The sequence below is a fragment of the Pseudomonas sp. GW456-L12 genome (assembly GCF_059424045.1).
The window spans coordinates 83,655-101,224 of sequence record NZ_JBWKZA010000004.1 but is presented as its reverse complement, the minus strand read 5'-3'; the positions used below and the strand labels follow the sequence as shown (position 1 = coordinate 101,224).

Annotated in this window: 14 protein-coding genes, 1 tRNA gene and 1 pseudogene; 13 read left to right on the top strand and 3 right to left on the bottom strand. The window is 62.2% G+C overall.

Annotated elements, in window-relative coordinates:
- The first annotated feature begins 28 nt into the window (after positions 1 to 28).
- From AC07Y9_RS06735 to AC07Y9_RS06675, 13 genes and pseudogenes are all read left to right on the top strand, one after another.
- Positions 29 to 889: an NAD(P)H-hydrate dehydratase gene (locus AC07Y9_RS06735; protein WP_102678318.1), complete on the top strand. Its 861-nt coding sequence runs from the start codon at positions 29 to 31 to the stop codon at positions 887 to 889.
- Positions 877 to 1,347, top strand: a complete 471-nt coding sequence (tsaE, locus tag AC07Y9_RS06730; protein WP_009041903.1) for a tRNA (adenosine(37)-N6)-threonylcarbamoyltransferase complex ATPase subunit type 1 TsaE — start codon at positions 877 to 879, stop codon at positions 1,345 to 1,347. The genes AC07Y9_RS06735 and tsaE overlap by 13 nt, the downstream gene beginning before the upstream one ends.
- A 3-nt stretch (positions 1,348 to 1,350) precedes the next feature.
- Positions 1,351 to 2,778 (top strand): N-acetylmuramoyl-L-alanine amidase, encoded by a 1,428-nt coding sequence (locus AC07Y9_RS06725; protein ID WP_202949036.1) that lies wholly within the window; start codon positions 1,351 to 1,353, stop codon positions 2,776 to 2,778.
- A complete protein-coding gene (gene mutL / locus AC07Y9_RS06720) occupies positions 2,775 to 4,685 on the top strand; it encodes a DNA mismatch repair endonuclease MutL (RefSeq protein ID WP_102678317.1) in 1,911 nt (636 codons plus the stop codon). The genes AC07Y9_RS06725 and mutL overlap by 4 nt, the downstream gene beginning before the upstream one ends.
- On the top strand, positions 4,685 to 5,656 hold the full coding sequence (gene miaA / locus AC07Y9_RS06715) for a tRNA (adenosine(37)-N6)-dimethylallyltransferase MiaA (RefSeq protein ID WP_053259423.1): 972 nt from the start codon (positions 4,685 to 4,687) through the stop codon (positions 5,654 to 5,656). The genes mutL and miaA overlap by 1 nt, the downstream gene beginning before the upstream one ends.
- Before the next feature lie 93 nt (positions 5,657 to 5,749).
- Positions 5,750 to 6,010, top strand: a complete 261-nt coding sequence (hfq, locus tag AC07Y9_RS06710; protein WP_007921378.1) for an RNA chaperone Hfq — start codon at positions 5,750 to 5,752, stop codon at positions 6,008 to 6,010.
- Positions 6,011 to 6,022: 12 nt separating this feature from the next.
- Positions 6,023 to 7,324 carry a ribosome rescue GTPase HflX gene (hflX, locus tag AC07Y9_RS06705; RefSeq protein ID WP_007921372.1) on the top strand — a complete coding sequence of 434 codons (1,302 nt, stop codon included), beginning with the start codon at positions 6,023 to 6,025 and terminating at the stop codon, positions 7,322 to 7,324.
- A gap of 96 nt (positions 7,325 to 7,420) precedes the next feature.
- Complete coding sequence (gene hflK / locus AC07Y9_RS06700; protein ID WP_007921369.1) at positions 7,421 to 8,590, top strand: FtsH protease activity modulator HflK; 1,170 nt, start codon at positions 7,421 to 7,423, stop codon at positions 8,588 to 8,590.
- Complete coding sequence (hflC, locus tag AC07Y9_RS06695) at positions 8,590 to 9,459, top strand: protease modulator HflC (protein WP_102678316.1); 870 nt, start codon at positions 8,590 to 8,592, stop codon at positions 9,457 to 9,459. The genes hflK and hflC overlap by 1 nt, the downstream gene beginning before the upstream one ends.
- Before the next feature lie 315 nt (positions 9,460 to 9,774).
- Positions 9,775 to 10,962 (top strand): ATP phosphoribosyltransferase regulatory subunit, encoded by a 1,188-nt coding sequence (locus tag AC07Y9_RS06690; RefSeq protein WP_009046692.1) that lies wholly within the window; start codon positions 9,775 to 9,777, stop codon positions 10,960 to 10,962.
- A gap of 54 nt (positions 10,963 to 11,016) precedes the next feature.
- On the top strand, positions 11,017 to 12,309 hold the full coding sequence (locus AC07Y9_RS06685) for an adenylosuccinate synthase (RefSeq protein WP_009041907.1): 1,293 nt from the start codon (positions 11,017 to 11,019) through the stop codon (positions 12,307 to 12,309).
- 474 nt (positions 12,310 to 12,783) lie between these two features.
- A pseudogene (locus tag AC07Y9_RS06680) lies at positions 12,784 to 13,476 on the top strand (methyl-accepting chemotaxis protein); the annotation flags it as partial.
- Positions 13,477 to 13,497: 21 nt separating this feature from the next.
- Positions 13,498 to 14,382, top strand: a complete 885-nt coding sequence (locus AC07Y9_RS06675) for a methyl-accepting chemotaxis protein (protein WP_371858161.1) — start codon at positions 13,498 to 13,500, stop codon at positions 14,380 to 14,382.
- A 62-nt stretch (positions 14,383 to 14,444) separates the two neighbouring features.
- Here AC07Y9_RS06675 and AC07Y9_RS06670 read toward each other — a convergent pair whose 3' ends face one another.
- The 3 genes from AC07Y9_RS06670 to AC07Y9_RS06660 all read right to left on the bottom strand — a co-directional run bounded on the left by AC07Y9_RS06670 (position 14,445) and on the right by AC07Y9_RS06660 (position 17,323).
- The gene (locus tag AC07Y9_RS06670) at positions 14,445 to 16,010 is read right to left on the bottom strand and encodes an ABC transporter permease (RefSeq protein ID WP_102678314.1); all 1,566 of its coding nucleotides are present in this window, start codon (positions 16,008 to 16,010) and stop codon (positions 14,445 to 14,447) included.
- Positions 16,010 to 17,035 carry an extracellular solute-binding protein gene (locus AC07Y9_RS06665; protein ID WP_053259427.1) on the bottom strand — a complete coding sequence of 342 codons (1,026 nt, stop codon included), beginning with the start codon at positions 17,033 to 17,035 and terminating at the stop codon, positions 16,010 to 16,012. Before AC07Y9_RS06665 ends, AC07Y9_RS06670 begins: the two co-directional genes overlap by 1 nt.
- Positions 17,036 to 17,236: 201 nt before the next feature.
- Positions 17,237 to 17,323: transfer RNA gene (locus AC07Y9_RS06660), tRNA-Leu, on the bottom strand.
- Positions 17,324 to 17,570 lie beyond the last annotated feature (247 nt).

Here is a 17,570-nt window from a genome sequence, read left to right as displayed (position 1 = left end):
TCTGCCAGACATCGGAGCCCGAAGACGCATGCCGCAGACAAAACACCCTTTACCCGACATTCAGCCGTTGACGCTCGACACGCTGCCGCGGCTGGCTGCCCGTTCACCAAGCGCCCATAAAGGCCAGTTCGGGCACCTGTTGCTGATCGGCGGCGATCGCGGTTTTGGCGGCGCGGCGCTGCTCTGCGCCGAGAGCGCCCTGCGCAGCGGTGCCGGGATGGTTTCTCTGGCGACCCGCAGCGAGCACGTTGCAGCCGCTCTGGCGCGGGTCCCGGAGGTCATGGCCCTGGGCACCGACTCGGCCAACCAGTTGATGGGCTTGCTGGAGCAGGCCTCGGTCATCGTGGCGGGCCCCGGGCTGGGGCAGGCGGCCTGGGGGCGCAGCCTTTTATCTGCCGCTGCCAATGCGCCGCGGCCCCAGGTCTGGGATGCCGATGCGCTCAATCTGCTGGCCAAAGGCGGTTTGACCTTGCCGTCGGGCAGCGTGATCACCCCGCACCCGGGGGAGGCCGCACGGCTGCTGGGGGGTTCCACCGCGCAGGTGCAGGCGGATCGCCCGGCCGCCGCGCGGGCGCTGAGCAAAAAATACACAGCTGTCGCCATCCTGAAGGGCGCCGGAAGTCTGGTGGCCAGCCCTGATGGCCGCCTGGCCCGTTGCGACCGGGGGCATCCGGCCATGGCCACGGCGGGGCTGGGGGATGTGCTGGCCGGTCTGGTCGGGGCGCTGCTGGCCCAGGGGATGCCGGCGTTCGATAGCGCTTGCCTGGCGGTCTGGCTGCATGCCGTCGCGGGCGAGCATCAAGGTAAATTGGGCCGGGGGCTGGCGGCCAGCGATCTGATCCCGGTCATTCGTCAGTTGCTGGAGGAACAATCATCGTGTCTGAAATAACCCTGTATCTGGCAGACGAAGACGCCATGATCGCCTTTGGCGCGCGCCTGGCGCAGGTCACTCAAGGGGTGGGTGTGATCTTTCTGGAAGGTGATCTGGGGGCGGGGAAAACCACATTGTCCCGGGGGCTCATCCGTGGCCTGGGACATGCCGGCGCGGTGAAAAGCCCGACCTTTACCCTGGTCGAGCCCTACGAGATCGGCGATGTGCGGGCCTTCCACTTCGATCTTTATCGCCTGGTCGATCCGGAAGAGCTGGAGTTTCTCGGCATCCGCGATTATCTCGAGGGCGATGCACTGTGTCTGATCGAGTGGCCCCAGCGTGGTGCGGGCTTTTTGCCAAAGCCGGACCTGACCATTACCATTAGCCCGCATAACAGCGGGCGCTCCCTGCATTTGTTGTCGCAAGGCTCGCGTGGCGAGGCCTGGTGTGCCGCTTTGGCGTTGGAATTCAAATAATTGATGGGGTTAGGTATGCGCATTCGCGCGTTGGTTGCTGTCGTAGGACTGTTGCTTACGGCATTGGCCGTCGACGCTCTGGCCGCTACACAGGTCCGCAGCGTTCGCCTGTGGCGGGCACCGGATAACACTCGACTGGTATTTGACCTGTCCGGGCCGGTCCAGCACAGCGTCTTCACCCTGACGGCCCCTGATCGTCTGGTGATCGATATCAACGGTGCGACCCTTGGCGGGCCGCTGAATGTCTCCACGGCGAATACGCCGATTACCGCCATGCGTTCGGCCCAGCGCACGCCTACCGACCTGCGGGTGGTCATCGACCTGAAAAAGGCCGTCACCCCCAAGAGTTTTACCCTGACGCCCAATGCCCAGTACGGCAATCGCCTGGTGGTCGACCTGTTCGACAACCCGGCCGATGCCGCGCCGACACCACCGCCCGCGCCGAATGTCGCGACTGTGCCGGCGGTCCCGGTAACGCCGACCAAGCCTGAGATCAAGCTGCCACCGGCCCCGGCCGGCAAGCGCGATATCGTCGTGGTCATCGATGCCGGTCACGGTGGCGAGGACCCGGGTGCCTCCGGCTCGCGCGGCCAGCATGAGAAAGACGTGGTGCTGGCCATCGCCCGCGAACTGCAGCGCCAGATCAACGGCCTCAAGGGCTTCCGCGCCGAGCTGACCCGTACCGGCGACTACTTCATCCCGCTGCGCGGCCGCACCGAGATCGCCCGCAAGAAAGGCGCCGACCTGTTCGTCTCGATCCACGCCGACGCGGCACCGTCCCGCGCGGCCTTCGGGGCTTCGGTGTTCGCGCTCTCCGACCGTGGCGCCACGTCCGAGACGGCCCGCTGGCTGGCGGACAGCGAAAACCGTTCCGACCTGATCGGCGGGGCCGGCAACGTCAGCCTCGATGACAAGGACCGGATGCTCGCCGGCGTACTGCTGGACTTGTCCATGACGGCCTCGCTGACTTCCAGTCTCAACGTCGGCCAGAAAGTGCTCAGCAACATCGGCCGGGTCACCCCGCTGCACAAACAGCGCGTCGAACAGGCCGGGTTCATGGTGCTCAAGTCTCCGGACATTCCGTCGATCCTGGTGGAAACCGGCTTTATCTCCAATGCCAACGAAGCGTCCAAGCTGGCCACTGTCAGCCACCAGCAGGCATTGGCGCGCTCCATCAGCAGCGGTGTGCGGCAGTTCTTCCAGCAGAATCCACCGCCGGGCACCTACATCGCCTGGCTGCGTGATTCCGGGAAGATTGCCCAGGGACCTCGCGACCACCGCGTGAGCCCGGGGGAAACCCTGGCGATGATCGCCGTGCGTTATCAGGTTTCCGCCGCCACCCTGCGCAGCGCCAACAACCTGAGCAGCGATGAGCTGAAAATCGGTCAGACCCTCACCATCCCGGGTACAGAACTGGCGGCCAAGGAATGAATGACGCAGTCATCAGCAGCGCCCGCATCGAGCTGCTCAGCCCGCGACTGGCGAACCAGATTGCCGCCGGTGAGGTGGTCGAGCGTCCGGCCTCGGTGATCAAGGAGTTGCTGGAAAACAGCCTCGATTCTGGAGCCAAGCGCATCGATGTGGATGTCGAGCAGGCGGGTGTGAAGCTGCTGCGGGTACGCGACGACGGTAGCGGCATTTCCGCAGACGATCTGCCGCTGGCCCTGGCGCGCCACGCCACCAGCAAGATTCGCAACCTTGAGGACCTGGAGCAGGTCATGAGCCTGGGCTTCCGTGGAGAGGCACTGGCTTCCATCAGCTCGGTCGCGCGCTTGACCCTGACTTCCCGTACCCGCGACGCCGATCAGGCCTGGCAGGTGGAAACGGAAGGCCGCGACATGGCCCCGCGCGTGCAGCCGGCGGCCCATCCGGTCGGTACCTCGGTGGAAGTCCGCGACCTGTTCTTCAATACCCCGGCCCGGCGCAAGTTTCTCAAGGCCGAGAAAACCGAGTTCGATCACCTGCAGGAAGTGATCAAACGCCTGGCCCTGGCGCGTTTCGACGTGGCTTTTCACCTGCGTCATAACGGTAAAAGCGTTCTCAGCCTGCATGAAGCCAACGATGATGTGGCGCGTGCGCGGCGGGTAGCGGCGGTGTGCGGTTCGGGCTTTCTCGAGCAGGCGCTGCCGATCGAAGTCGAACGTAATGGCTTGCATCTGTGGGGCTGGGTAGGCTTGCCGACCTTTTCCCGCAGCCAGGCGGACCTGCAGTATTTCTACGTCAATGGCCGCGCGGTGCGCGACAAGCTGGTGGCCCATGCGGTGCGCCAGGCTTACCGCGACGTGCTGTTCAACGGTCGGCATCCGACCTTTGTGCTGTTCTTCGAAGTCGACCCGGCGGTGGTCGACGTCAACGTGCACCCGACCAAGCACGAAGTGCGCTTTCGCGACGGACGCATGGTCCACGACTTCCTGTATGGCACCCTGCATCGCGCCTTGGGCGATGTCCGGCCGGAAGACCATCTGGCGGCGCCGGCCGCGGTCGCCGGCATTGTGCGGCCGAGCGGGATTGAGGCCGGCGAGTTCGGCCCCCAGGGCGAAATGCGCCTGGCGGCGAACATGACGCTGGAGCAGCCGCAGGCCCAGCCGGTGTTCAATCCGCCGGGGACTGGCTCGGGCGCGGGTTATCAGTATCAGTACACGCCGCGTCCGCAGCCAGTGTTGCCGGCGGCCGAGGCGCAAAGCGCCTATCGTGAGTTCTTCGCGCCACTGCCGGAATCCGGCGCAGCGTCCTTGCCGGATGCCCAGGGCGATATCCCGCCGCTGGGCTATGCGCTGGCGCAGCTCAAAGGCATCTATATCCTCGCGGAAAACGCCCAGGGCCTGGTGCTGGTGGACATGCACGCGGCCCACGAGCGGATCATGTACGAGCGCCTGAAGGTGGCGATGGCCAGCGAAGGCCTGAGTGGCCAGCCGCTGCTGGTGCCGGAGTCGATCGCTGTCAGCCAGCGCGAAGCGGATTGTGCCGAGGAGCATGTCAGCTGGTTCCAGCGCCTGGGCTTCGAGTTGCAGCGCCTGGGCCCGGAATCGCTGGCGATCCGGCAGATTCCGGCCTTGCTCAAGCAGGCGGAAGCCAATCGCCTGGTGCATGACGTCCTGGCCGACCTGATGGAGTACGGCACCAGCGACCGTATCCAGGCGCACCTCAACGAGTTGCTGGGTACCATGGCCTGCCACGGTGCGATCCGTGCCAATCGCCGCCTGGCCCTGCCGGAAATGAACGGCTTGTTGCGCGACATGGAAAACACCGAGCGCAGCGGTCAATGCAACCATGGCCGACCGACCTGGACCCAGTTGGGCCTGGACGATCTGGACAAACTCTTCTTGCGCGGTCGTTGATGAGCCAGCTTCCTCCAGCGATCTTCCTGATGGGCCCGACTGCCGCTGGCAAGACCGACCTGGCCATCGAGCTCACCAAGGTTCTGCCTTGCGAACTGATCAGCGTCGATTCGGCGCTGGTCTACCGTGGCATGGACATAGGCACCGCCAAGCCGTCCAAGGAAATCCTGGCCGAGTTTCCGCACCGTCTGATCGATATCCTCGACCCGGCCGAGAGCTATTCGGCGGCGGATTTCCGCACCGATGCGCTGGCCGCCATGGCCGATATCACCGCGCGCGGCAAGATTCCGCTGCTGGTGGGCGGCACGATGCTCTATTACAAGGCTTTGCTCGAAGGCCTGGCAGACATGCCGCCGGCCGACCCACAGGTTCGCGCGGAGCTGGAAGAAGAGGCCGCACGCCTTGGCTGGCAAGCCTTGCATGATCAATTGGCGATAATCGACCCCGAATCGGCGGCGCGGATTCATCCCAATGATCCGCAGCGCCTGACCCGGGCCCTGGAAGTCTATCGGGTCAGCGGCCTGAGCATGACCGCCCACAGACTGCGACAATCTGCGCAAAGTACTGAAGCAGCCGCTTCGGGACGGGGACAATTGCCCTATACTGTCGCGAACTTGGCCATTGCCCCGGCAAACCGTCAGGTACTGCATGAGCGTATTGCACAAAGATTCACAATTATGTTGGAACAGGGATTCGTCGACGAGGTCGTAGCTCTGCGTTCTAGAAGTGACCTGCATGCCGGGTTGCCGTCTATACGTGCTGTAGGCTACCGACAGGTCTGGGATCATCTGGATGGCAAGCTGACATTCGCCGAGATGCAGGAGCGCGGCATCATTGCCACGCGCCAATTGGCGAAGCGCCAGTTCACCTGGTTACGCAGCTGGGCTGATTTACACTGGCTGGACAGCCTGGATTGCGACAATCTGCCACGCGCCTTGAAATACCTGGGAACGGTCTCCATATTGAGCTGAGTCCTTGCAATTGCCGTCTATCCTTGGGGGTGGGGCGGTTTTAGCCATCTGTTTTCCGATTTTTTATTATTGATCCTTAAAGGAGTGCGGCACATGTCAAAAGGGCATTCGCTACAAGACCCTTACTTGAATACTTTACGTAAAGAGAAAGTTGGGGTTTCCATCTATCTGGTCAACGGGATCAAGCTGCAAGGTACGATCGAGTCTTTCGACCAGTTCGTCATCCTGCTGAAGAACACCGTCAGCCAAATGGTTTACAAGCACGCTATCTCGACAGTGGTGCCGGTTCGTCCAATTCGCCTGCCTAGCGCATCCGAATCCGAACAGGGTGACGCTGAGCCAGGTAACGCCTGATAGGAGTCTCCTTTGTTCTTTGAGCGCCACGGTGGTGGTGAACGTGCAATTCTCGTTCACTTGGATGGTCAGGACCCTGAGGCGCGCGAAGATCCGCAGGAGTTTCAGGAGTTGGCAATATCGGCCGGCGCCGAGACCGTCGCGTTTGTTAACGTGCCGCGTCATCGGCCAACCGCCAAGTACCTGGTTGGCAGCGGCAAGGTCGAAGAATTACGCGACCTGGTCAAAGCCGAACAGGTCGACCTGGTGATTTTCAATCACATCCTCACACCCAGTCAGGAACGTAACCTCGAACGTGCTTTCGAGTGTCGCGTGATTGACCGCACGGGTCTGATTCTCGATATTTTCGCCCAGCGCGCCCGCACTCACGAAGGCAAGCTCCAGGTAGAACTGGCCCAGCTTGAATATATGAGTACCCGTCTGGTTCGTGGCTGGACTCACCTTGAGCGGCAGAAGGGCGGTATCGGCCTGCGTGGTCCGGGTGAAACCCAGCTTGAAACCGACCGGCGTCTTCTGCGGGTTCGCCTGCGGCAGATCAAGGCCCGGCTGGAGAAAGTTCGCAGCCAGCGTGAGCAGGCCCGTCGCGGGCGCAAGCGTGCCGACATTCCTTCGGTATCGTTGGTGGGCTACACCAACGCCGGCAAGTCCACCTTGTTCAACTCCGTGACCGAGTCCGATGTGTTTGCGGCCAACCAACTGTTCGCCACCCTCGATCCGACCTTGCGCCGGCTCGAACTGGACGATCTTGGTCCGGTCGTGTTGGCCGATACCGTGGGGTTCATTCGTCATCTGCCGCACAAACTGGTCGAGGCGTTTCGGGCTACGCTCGAAGAGTCGAGCAACTCCGACCTGCTGTTGCATGTGATCGATGCCCATGAGCCGGAGCGCATGGCCCAGATCGAACAGGTCATGGTGGTGCTCGGCGAGATCGGGGCCCAGGACTTGCCGATACTGGAGGTCTATAACAAACTCGATTTGCTCGAGGGAGTAGACCCGCAGATCCAGCGCGATGCCGATGGCAAGCCGCAGCGGGTCTGGTTGTCGGCTCGTGAAGGGCAAGGGCTGGACCTGCTCAAGCAGGCCATTGCCGAGTTGCTCGGCGAGGATTTGTTTGTAGGCACCTTGCGCTTGCCGCAGCGTTTTGCTCGACTGCGAGCGCAGTTCTTCGAGTTGGGCGCAGTGCAGAAAGAAGATCACGACGAGGAAGGTGTCAGCCTGCTGGCTGTCCGCTTGCCGCGAGTCGAGCTGAATCGACTGGTAAGCCGCGAAGGCATGCAGCCGCTGGAGTTCATCGAGCAACACACTTTGCAATAAAAGCCTGAGAAAGCGGTTGTGCCGCTGTAGCAGGCATTCTGTAGCATTGGTCGGCGCGCCGTGGGTGCGTCTTTGCTTTATCAGATGGAGAGCGCTATGGCTTGGAATGAGCCGGGTGGCAACTCGAATAATCAGGATCCTTGGGGTGGTAAGCGCCGCAACAATGGCGACCGCAAGGGGCCACCGGATCTCGACGAGGCCTTCCGCAAGCTGCAGGAAAGCCTGAATGGGTTGTTCGGTGGTGGCAAGAAACGTGGTGACGATGGTGGCAGTTCCGGCAAGGGCGGCGGTCTCGGCCTGCTCGGTATCGGTCTGGTCGTGCTGGCGGCCGTGTGGCTGTACAGCGCGGTGTATGTCGTGGACGAGCAGGAGCAGGCCGTGGTACTGCGCTTCGGCAAGTACTACGAAACCGTCGGCCCGGGCCTGAACATCTACTTCCCGCCGATCGATCGCAAGTACATGGAAAACGTCACGCGCGAGCGTGCCTATACCAAGCAGGGTCAAATGCTGACTGAAGACGAGAACATCGTCGAAGTGCCGCTGACCGTGCAGTACAAGATCAGCAACCTGCAGGACTTCGTGCTGAACGTCGATCAGCCGGAAATCAGCCTGCAGCACGCCACCGACAGTGCGCTGCGCCACGTAGTGGGTTCCACCGCGATGGACCAGGTGCTGACCGAAGGTCGTGAGTTGATGGCCAGCGAAATCAAGGAGCGTCTGCAACGCTTCCTCGATACCTATCGCACCGGTATCACCGTTACCCAGGTGAACGTACAGAGCGCAGCGGCACCGCGTGAAGTGCAGGAAGCCTTCGATGACGTGATCCGTGCCCGTGAAGACGAGCAGCGTTCGCGCAACCAGGCTGAAACCTACGCCAACGGCGTCGTGCCGGAAGCCCGTGGTCAGGCCCAGCGCATCATCGAGGATGCCAACGGTTACCGTGGTGAAGTGGTTTCCCGCGCCAAGGGTGAGGCCGATCGCTTCACCAAGCTGGTGGCCGAATACCGCAAGGCACCTGAAGTGACCCGTGAGCGTCTGTACCTGGACACCATGCAGGAAGTCTTCAGCAATACCAGCAAGGTTCTCGTGACCGGCAACAAGAACGGCCAGAGCAATCTGCTGTACCTGCCGCTGGACAAAATGGTCGAAAGTGGCCGCAGCACCAGTGCTCCGGTGACCGGCGCAGCAGCCAGCAGCAACGAAGCGAATGCGCGTGCGGCAGCTGATCTGCAGCAACAGCAAGCGCGTACCAGGGAGAGTCGCTGATGAGCAATAAATCGCTGATCGCCCTTATCGGTGGCGTCGTCGTGGCGATCGCTGCCTGGAACTGCTTCTACATCGTCGCTCAGACCGAGCGCGCGGTGTTGCTGCAGTTCGGTCGTGTGGTCCAGGCTGACGTTCAGCCGGGCCTGCATGTGAAAGTGCCCTATGTGAACCAGGTGCGTAAGTTCGACGCTCGCCTGATGACCCTGGATGCACCGACCCAGCGTTTCCTGACGCTGGAAAAGAAAGCCGTGATGGTCGATGCCTATGCCAAATGGCGCGTGAAGGATGCGGAGCGTTTCTATACCGCGACTTCCGGCCTCAAGCAGATCGCCGACGAGCGTCTTTCCCGTCGTCTGGAGTCGGGCCTGCGTGACCAGTTCGGCAAGCGCACCCTGCACGAAGTGGTTTCCGGTGAGCGTGATGCGCTGATGGCGGACATTACGGCTTCGCTCAACAAGATGGCCGAGAAAGAGCTGGGCATCGAAGTGGTCGATGTCCGGGTCAAGACCATCGACTTGCCGAAGGAAGTGAACCGCAGCGTCTTCGAGCGTATGAGCACCGAGCGTGAGCGTGAAGCGCGTGAGCATCGCGCCAAGGGTAACGAGCTGGCGGAAGGTATTCGTGCCGACGCCGATCGTCAGCGCCGCGTACTGCTGGCCGAAGCCTATCGTGAGTCGGAAGAGATTCGCGGTGATGGTGACGCCCAGGCCGCAGCCATCTACTCCAAGGCCTACGGTCAGGACCAGGAATTCTACGGTTTCTACCGTAGCCTGCGTGCCTATCGTGAAAGCTTCGCGAACAAATCCGACGTCATGGTCCTGGATCCAAGCAGCGACTTTTTCCGTTACCTGGAAAAGGCCAAGCCTTGATGCGACGTTGACCTGAATCGCCCCGCCCGGCGGCTAAAGTGTCTGGCGGGGTGATCCTTTGGGAAAACGAGTGTATGATGCGGCAGCCGGGAAATCCCCGGCTTTTTTGCGTCTGCACGTTTGATTGTGGTTGTTGGTGCAAGACGGCGAGTTGAACGACTCGACAGTTTTTTTCGAGGAAAGTGAGTGGCGAAGCCGGTTTCAGGCTTTTCGCCCCGTCGCCCATGCGCGTGGTTTGCACATGGGCCGATCATTTTCTGCTTCACTCAAGGCCCGCCCATAGGCTGGCCGCCTGGATCACAGGGGAATGGCGTAATGGCAACGGTAGACCGCTGGCTGCTGCCAGATGGCATCGAAGAAGTACTGCCACCTGAGGCGGCGCGCATTGAAGTTGCGCGTCGCCAGGTGTTGGATCTGTTCCAGAGCTGGGGTTACGAGTTCGTCGTGACCCCTCATATCGAGTACCTGGAATCCTTGCTGACTGGCGCGGGCCAGGACCTCGATCTGCGTACCTTCAAGGTCATCGACCCGCAATCGGGTCGGCAGATGGGTTTCCGCGCCGACATTACGCCGCAGGTGGCCCGTATCGATGCGCATACCCTGCGTCGCGAAGGCCCGAGCCGCCTGTGTTACGCCGGTAGCGTGCTGCATGCGCAGCCGCGTGCCTTGTCGTCCTCGCGCAGCCCGATCCAGCTGGGTGCCGAGTTGTATGGCGATGCGAGCCCGAGCAGCGACGTGGAAGTCATCAGCCTGATGCTGGCGATGCTGCAACTGGCCGATGTGCCGGATGTGCACATGGATCTGGGGCATGTCGGTATCTATCGTGGCCTGGCCCGCGCGGCCGGTCTCTCCGGCGAAGTGGAACAGCAATTGTTCGATGCCCTGCAACGCAAGGCCATCGACGAAGTCATTACCTTGACCGAAGGCCTGCCGGCCGACCTGTCCGGCATGCTGCGGGCGCTGGTCGACCTGTGCGGCGGCCGTGAAGTACTGGCTGCAGCCCGCGAACGCCTGGCCAATGCGCCGGCGCCGGTGCTGGCGGCCCTGGACGACCTGTTGGCGATTGCCGAGCGTCTTTCCGTGCGTTTCCCTGAATTGCCGCTGTACTTCGACCTGGGCGAGTTGCGTGGCTACCACTACCACACCGGTGTGGTATTCGCGGTGTTCGTGCCGGGCGTTGGCCAGTCCATTGCCCAGGGCGGTCGTTACGACGACATCGGCGCCGACTTCGGTCGCGCCCGTCCGGCAACCGGCTTCTCTACCGATTTGAAAACCCTGGTGACCCTGGGGCGTGCTGAGATCGAGCTACCGTCTGGCGGTATCTGGATGCCGGACAGTACGGATGCAGCCCTCTGGCAGCAGGTTTGCCAGTTGCGCAGTGAGGGTCAGCGCGTGGTTCAGGCCTTGCCTGGACAACCATTGGCCGCCGCCCGTGAAGCGGACTGCGACCGGCAATTGATTCAGCAGAACGGGCTTTGGCAAGTATTGCCGCTGGCTTCTTGAGTTTTCCCGCCGGCCGTTGCCGGCACCAAGTTTGCGCGAATGAGGACAAGTGTTATGGGTAAGAATGTCGTAGTCCTGGGCACCCAGTGGGGTGATGAGGGCAAAGGCAAGATCGTTGATCTGCTGACCGAACATGCTGCCGCCGTAGTGCGCTACCAAGGTGGCCACAACGCTGGCCACACCCTGGTGATCGACGGCGAGAAAACCGTCTTGCACCTGATCCCTTCGGGTGTGCTGCGCGAAGGCGTCCAGTGCCTGATCGGCAACGGCGTGGTGGTTGCGCCGGACGCCTTGCTGCGTGAAATCGTCAAGCTGGAAGAGAAAGGCGTACCGGTGCGTGAGCGCCTGCGTATCAGCCCATCCTGCCCGCTGATCCTGTCCTACCACGTAGCGCTGGATCAGGCGCGTGAAAAGGCCCGCGGCGAGCAGAAGATCGGTACCACCGGTCGCGGCATCGGCCCGGCTTACGAAGACAAGGTCGCTCGTCGCGGCCTGCGTATCGGCGACCTGTTCCACCGCGAGCGTTTCGCCGCGAAGCTGGGCGAGTTGCTGGACTACCACAACTTCGTACTGGTCAATTACTACAAAGAGCCGGCCATCGACTTCCAGAAGACGCTCGACGAGTGCATGGAATACGCCGAGCTGCTCAAGCCGATGATGCTGGACGTGACCGCCGAGCTGCACCAGCTGCGTCGCGCGGGCAAGGACATCATGTTCGAAGGCGCCCAGGGCTCGCTGCTGGACATCGACCACGGTACCTATCCGTACGTCACCAGCTCCAACACCACTGCCGGCGGCATCGCCACCGGTTCGGGCGTTGGCCCGATGTACCTGGACTACATCCTCGGTATCACCAAGGCTTACACCACTCGTGTAGGTTCGGGTCCGTTCCCGACCGAACTGTTCGATGACGTGGGCGCTTTCCTGGCCAAGCGTGGCCATGAGTTCGGTGCAACCACCGGCCGTGCCCGCCGTTGCGGCTGGTTCGATGCCGTCATCCTGCGTCGCGCCATCGACGTCAACAGCATCTCGGGCCTGTGCCTGACCAAGCTGGACGTACTGGACGGCCTGGAAACCATCAACATCTGCGTGGGCTACAAAAACCAGGATGGCGCAGTCATCGACGCGCCAACCGACGCTGACAGCTATATCGGCCTGGAGCCGGTATACGAGCAGATGCCAGGCTGGAGCGAGTCGACCCTGGGGGCCAAGACCCTGGAAGAGCTGCCGGCCGCTGCCCGTGCCTACATCAAGCGTATCGAAGAGCTGGTCGGCGCGCCGATCGACATTATTTCGACAGGCCCGGACCGCAACGAGACCATCGTTCTGCGTCACCCGTTTGCTTGATAAGCTGTTGATGTAAAAAACAAAGGCCCCTTCATAGGGGCCTTTGTCGTTTCTGCCTGCCGGGCGGCACGACCCTTGCTGTGATTTGCTCTTCCAGAGTGCCATCAATTTGATGGCGTTGAAGTAGAGGGATTTCCTGTGTCGGCCGTTCTCTCACTGTTACAAAGCCGTTTGTTGCGGCCTGTGTTCGTTACCCTTGGTATCGCCCTTTTGGTGCAGGTGCTGGTTGCCGTTGCCCTGACCCGGAGCACGGTAACGGCGCTGGAGGCGGATCTGGCCGCTCGTCTGGGCGTCGATAGCCAGAAGCTGTCCGGCGAACTGGAACAGGCGGCTCGTGAGGTCACCTCGAGCCTGGAAAGCCTTTCCAGCAACACCCGGCAACGCTTGACCGCCGGGCTCTCCTCGCGCCTGGAAGAGGAGCAGGCGCAATTGCGCGCGACGCTGGAGAAGGATCTCAAGGATTCAGCCAACGATATGGCCCAGTTGCTCGCTTCGGTGGCCCCGCGCGCCATGTGGGACAGCGACGTTCCGACCCTCTCCGAGTTCGCCCGGCGCGCCCAGCGCAATCCCAACGTGCTGTTCGTGGTGTACGACGATGCCAATGGCGAGCACCTGACCCGCTATCTGAACCGGGAAAACCCGATCAACAAGGCGCTGCTGGAAAAGGGCAAGGGCGAGCGTGCCCTGGACAAGGTGCTGGACGCGGCCAAGAACGATCCATCGGTCTACTACCTGGAAGCCTCCATCAGTCCTAACGGCGTGGAGATCGGCAAGGTGCTGATGGGGGTTTCCACGGCGTCGGTCGAGGCGGATGTGGCGGCGCTGGACAAGCGTTTCGAGGCCTTGATCGCCAGCAGCGACCAACTGGTTGGCGATAGCCTCAAGGGCGCTTCGGCGGACAGTTCGGCGGCCATGCGTGCGCGCCTGCAGTCGGCGCAGACCACCGCTTCGGATATGCAGGCCAACACCGCGGGTACCGTGCAGGACGCGGCGGCCACCCTGCGCTGGCGCATCGGCATGAGCCTGGCGCTGGTCGGCTGCGGGGTCTTGCTGTTGCTGGCGGTGGTGCTGGGGCGGCGAGTGGTCAGCAAGCTGCATCTGCTGATCGCCGCGTTAAACGATCTGGCCGCCGGTGAGGGTGATCTGACCAAGCGGGTCCAGCTCAACAGCAATGACGAGATCGGCGACATGGCCTCGGCGGTCAATCGTTTTGTCGACAAGTTGCAGCCGATCGTGCGTGAGGCCGGCGATGTGGCGCAGCGTACTGGCGTCGAAATCGGCGCGATGAGCCTGCGTAATGCTGGGGCGGACGCCGCGGCCGAGGCCCAGCGTGACGAGGTGGCGGAGAGTTTGCGGGCGCTGTCGCAGATGGCTGACGAAGCCCAGGCGGAAAGCCAGGCGATGCAGGCGGCCTTGCAGCAGGTGGTGGAGATCCGCCAGGCGACCGACGAAAACACTCGGACCTCGGCCCAGGTGGGCGGTCTTATCGAGGCACTGGCGGGGCAGGTCGACACGGGGGCCAAGGTCATCGAACGCCTGGCGCAGCAGAGCGAACAGATCGAGGTGGTGTTGACGGTGATTCATGGGATTGCCGAGCAGACCAACCTGCTGGCCTTGAATGCGGCCATTGAAGCGGCGCGGGCCGGGGAAACCGGGCGCGGCTTTGCGGTGGTGGCCGACGAGGTCAGGGCGCTGGCGAGCAAAACGCAAAGCTCTACCGGCGATATCCAGGCGCATATCGGTGCGCTGCAGCAGGGCGCGCGCGAGGCGGTGGCGGCGATCGGCCAGGCTGGAAGGCAGGCCAACGAAGGGTTGCTGGTGTTGCGCGACAGTGCGCGGTTGCAACAATCGGTGCAGTCGTCGGTGGAGCAGGTGCACGCGGCGATTGGCCTGGCGACCCAGGCGGCCGCCCATCAGGCTCAGGGCGCGCAAGCGGTGCGCGGCCGGGTCGAGACCATTCATGCCCAGGCTGAGCGGGCAGCTCAGGCTGTGGTGGAGACCACGGCCAGCGGCAAGGTACTGGATAGCCTGGCAGCCCAATTGAAGGCCAGCCTGGGGCAGTTCCGGGCTTGAGTGTTCACGAGGTTTGAATGCTCGGGCGGGGCTCCTACAGAAAGCTTTCTGTAGGAGTAGGCTCAGCGGCTCAGATACATCCGTGTCGTCAGCAGATAGACCGGTAGTCCCGATACCAGGATCAACAGCGCCGCATAAGGCGCTGCGGCGGCAAACTCCACATTTGCCGTGTGTGCCCAGACTTCCGTTGCCAGCGTATTCAGTCCGGTCGGGCTGAGCAGCAAGGTGGCCGTCAGTTCCTTCATGGCATCCAGGAATACCAGGGCAAAGGCGGCGCCCAAAGCCGGAAAAATGATCGGCAGGGTCACGCGGCAGAAGGCCGTGAATGACGAGGCGCCCAGGGTGCGGGCGGCTTCCTCGAGTTGCGGCGCCGCCTTGTTCAGGGCGGTGCGGATCGGAGCCTGCGCCAGGGGCAGGAACAGCAGGGCGTAGGCGATCAGCAACAGGGCTGAGGTCTGATACAGTGCCGGCACGTAGTGCAGGGCAAAGAACACCAGCGTCAGGGCGATCACCAAGCCTGGCAGGGCGTGCAGCAGGTAAGGCAGGCGTTCGGCCCAGAGTGCCAGGCGACCCTTGTGGCGCACCACCAGCAGTCCGACCGGTACCGCCAGCACCAGGCACAGTGCCGCGCCACCCAACGATAGCGCCAGGGAGGAGAGCAGGGCTTCGCTGATGGCGGCTACCGGGAAAGCGGCCGATGAGCCGACGGCCAGCCAGTACGCCAGCATGCCCAGCGGAATGCCGCTGCCGATCAGGGTCAGCAGCGCGCAGTACAGTTGTCCGCCAATCGCCCATTTGCCGAGGCGCACTTGCTCGGCATGTCGTGCCGCGCCCTGGCCGGTTCGTACATGGCGGCCTTTGCCGCGAACCCGCAATTCCAGCCACAGCAGGGCCAGGCACAGCGCTAGCAGCACGGCGGAAAGCATCGCCGCGTTGGCATTGCTGAACTCCAGTTCGAACTGCTGATAGATCGCGGTGGTGAAGGTTTGCAGGCCAATGATCGACAGTGCACCGAACTCCACCAGCATGTGCAGGGCGATCAGTAGCGAGCCGGCCAGCAATGAGGGCCAGAGCAGGGGCAGGGTAATCCGGAAAAACACGCCCCAGCGATTCTGCCCGAGGGTGCGGGCCGATTCCTCCAGGGAGGGATCGAGATTGCGCAAGGTGGCCGCGACAGGCAGGAATACCAGCGGGTACTTGGACAGACTCATGACCAGGATGGCCCCGCCCAGGCCTTCGAAACTGGCGCTGAGGGAGACCCAGGTGAAGCTGCTGACAAAGGCCGGTACGGCAAAGGGCAGGCACAAGATCACACCCCAGAGGCGTCGCCCCGGCAAGTCGCTGCGTTCCAGCAGCCAGGCCAGGGACAGGCCGACGATGGCGCAGGTAGCGGTCACGCCAATGAGCAGTAGCAGGGTGTTGCGCAGCAGGCCGAATACATAGGGTCGCCACAGCAGGTGCAGGGCTTCGGCCCAGCCGGCCTGCCAGGCCTTGAGCCCGACATAGAGCAATGGCAGCAGGCTGAGCCCGACCAGCAACAGGACCGGTAGCAGCAGCCAGATTGATGGCCCCTTGCGCCTCGGTATGTAGTTCGTGCGCGAGGCGGGGGTGGGCAGCGATGGGCTCATCAGTTCAGGCCGACTTCGCGTTCCAGTTCCAGGGCTTCTTCGGCGTTGCCGAGGTCGGCCGGGGTGACTTTCGGCGCTTGCAGTTCACTGAACGGCTTGAGGCCTCGATCCGATTCCAGGCCTTTGCGCAGCGGATATTCTGCGGTGGTCTGGGTGATTACGCGCTGGCCTTCTTCGCTGGCCATATAAGCGAGGAATTGCTGGGCTTCTTTGGGGTGTTTGCTGGACTTGAGTACCGCGGCGCTGGATACGGTGATCAATCCGCCGGCATCGCCGCCGGTGAAATAGTGCAGCTTCGAGTCAAGCTGGCCTTTTTCACGTTGCAGGGCGAACCAGTAGTAGTTGTTCACCAGCACGGTGGCGACTTCGCCGTTTTCCACGGCCTTCAAGGCCACCATATTATTGCTGTAGGTCTTGCCGAAAGCGCGCAGGCCGGTCAGCCATTCTTCGGCGGCGTCCATCCCGTGCAGCTTGATGATTGCCACGGCCTGTTCCTGGAATGCGCCGCTGGTGGGAACGAAGCCTACCTTGCCTTGCCATTGTGGCTGGGAGAACTCCATCACCGATGCAGGCAGGTCTTTTTCGTCGATCAGCTTCGGGTTGAACGCTACCACACGAACTCGGGCGGTAATGCCGATCCAGGTGCCGTTACCGGCGACGTAGTCCTTGGGCAGGACTTCAAGGGTCGCAGCATCGGTCTTGGCCAGCAGGCCTTGCTCGCCGAGTTTGTTCAGGGGCGGCGATTCTTCGGTGTAGATCACGTCGGCGGGGGAGCGCTCGCCTTCTTCCACGATCTGGCTGGCGAGCTGGTTGCTGCTGCCCTTGCGCACATTGACGTGAATGCCGGTCTTGGCCTCGAAAGCCTTGGCGATGGCGTCGCCGACTTCCTTGTGCTGGCCGTTGTACAGCGTCAGGGAAACCGGATCGGCTGCTTGAGTGAGTGGAGATGCCAGGGCCAGGCCCAGCAAAGTGATGGTCAAGCCACGCAGAAGGGATGTTGGAAGGGAGGTGTTTCTAAACATCATTCGCAGGGTTCCTCACTGTGGTGCCGCAAAAACTTGTAACAATCATAAACGATATTGTTTCTCATGTGCGGCTTGACGGGCTGGAGAGTCCTGGAGGAGGGGCGCTTGGGCGGGGGAAATGATTGTTGTGGGCCAGAAACGCAAAAACCCGCTTTCGCGGGTTTTTGTGAGGCTTCACAGCTATGCTGTGAAACTTGAATGTGGTGCCCAGAAGAAGACTCGAACTTCCACGGCCTTGCGGCCACCAGCACCTGAAGCTGGCGTGTCTACCAATTTCACCATCTGGGCAGTATCAGCAGCGTTGCCGCTGTTGATGGGGCGAACTATACGGAGCGCCTTTGAATCTGTAAAGCCCTGTTTTGACTTAGATTCAATAAATCAAACACTTAGAATGCAAAAACCCGCTTTCGCGGGTTTTTGGAGGAGTCTGAAGATTCAAACGATCTACAGCTCTGAATTGGTGCCCAGAAGAAGACTCGAACTTCCACGGCCTTGCGGCCACCAGCACCTGAAGCTGGCGTGTCTACCAATTTCA

Coding starts and splice junctions, on each gene's coding strand:
- AC07Y9_RS06735 (WP_102678318.1), top strand. CDS start 29: ATGCCGCAGACAAAACACCCTTTACCCGACATTCAGCCGTTGACGCTC.
- AC07Y9_RS06725 (WP_202949036.1), top strand. CDS start 1,351: ATGGGGTTAGGTATGCGCATTCGCGCGTTGGTTGCTGTCGTAGGACTG.
- mutL (WP_102678317.1), top strand. CDS start 2,775: ATGAATGACGCAGTCATCAGCAGCGCCCGCATCGAGCTGCTCAGCCCG.
- miaA (WP_053259423.1), top strand. CDS start 4,685: ATGAGCCAGCTTCCTCCAGCGATCTTCCTGATGGGCCCGACTGCCGCT.
- hfq (WP_007921378.1), top strand. CDS start 5,750: ATGTCAAAAGGGCATTCGCTACAAGACCCTTACTTGAATACTTTACGT.
- hflK (WP_007921369.1), top strand. CDS start 7,421: ATGGCTTGGAATGAGCCGGGTGGCAACTCGAATAATCAGGATCCTTGG.
- hflC (WP_102678316.1), top strand. CDS start 8,590: ATGAGCAATAAATCGCTGATCGCCCTTATCGGTGGCGTCGTCGTGGCG.
- AC07Y9_RS06690 (WP_009046692.1), top strand. CDS start 9,775: ATGGCAACGGTAGACCGCTGGCTGCTGCCAGATGGCATCGAAGAAGTA.
- AC07Y9_RS06685 (WP_009041907.1), top strand. CDS start 11,017: ATGGGTAAGAATGTCGTAGTCCTGGGCACCCAGTGGGGTGATGAGGGC.
- AC07Y9_RS06675 (WP_371858161.1), top strand. CDS start 13,498: ATGGCCTCGGCGGTCAATCGTTTTGTCGACAAGTTGCAGCCGATCGTG.
- AC07Y9_RS06670 (WP_102678314.1), bottom strand. CDS start 16,010: ATGAGCCCATCGCTGCCCACCCCCGCCTCGCGCACGAACTACATACCG.
- AC07Y9_RS06665 (WP_053259427.1), bottom strand. CDS start 17,035: ATGATGTTTAGAAACACCTCCCTTCCAACATCCCTTCTGCGTGGCTTG.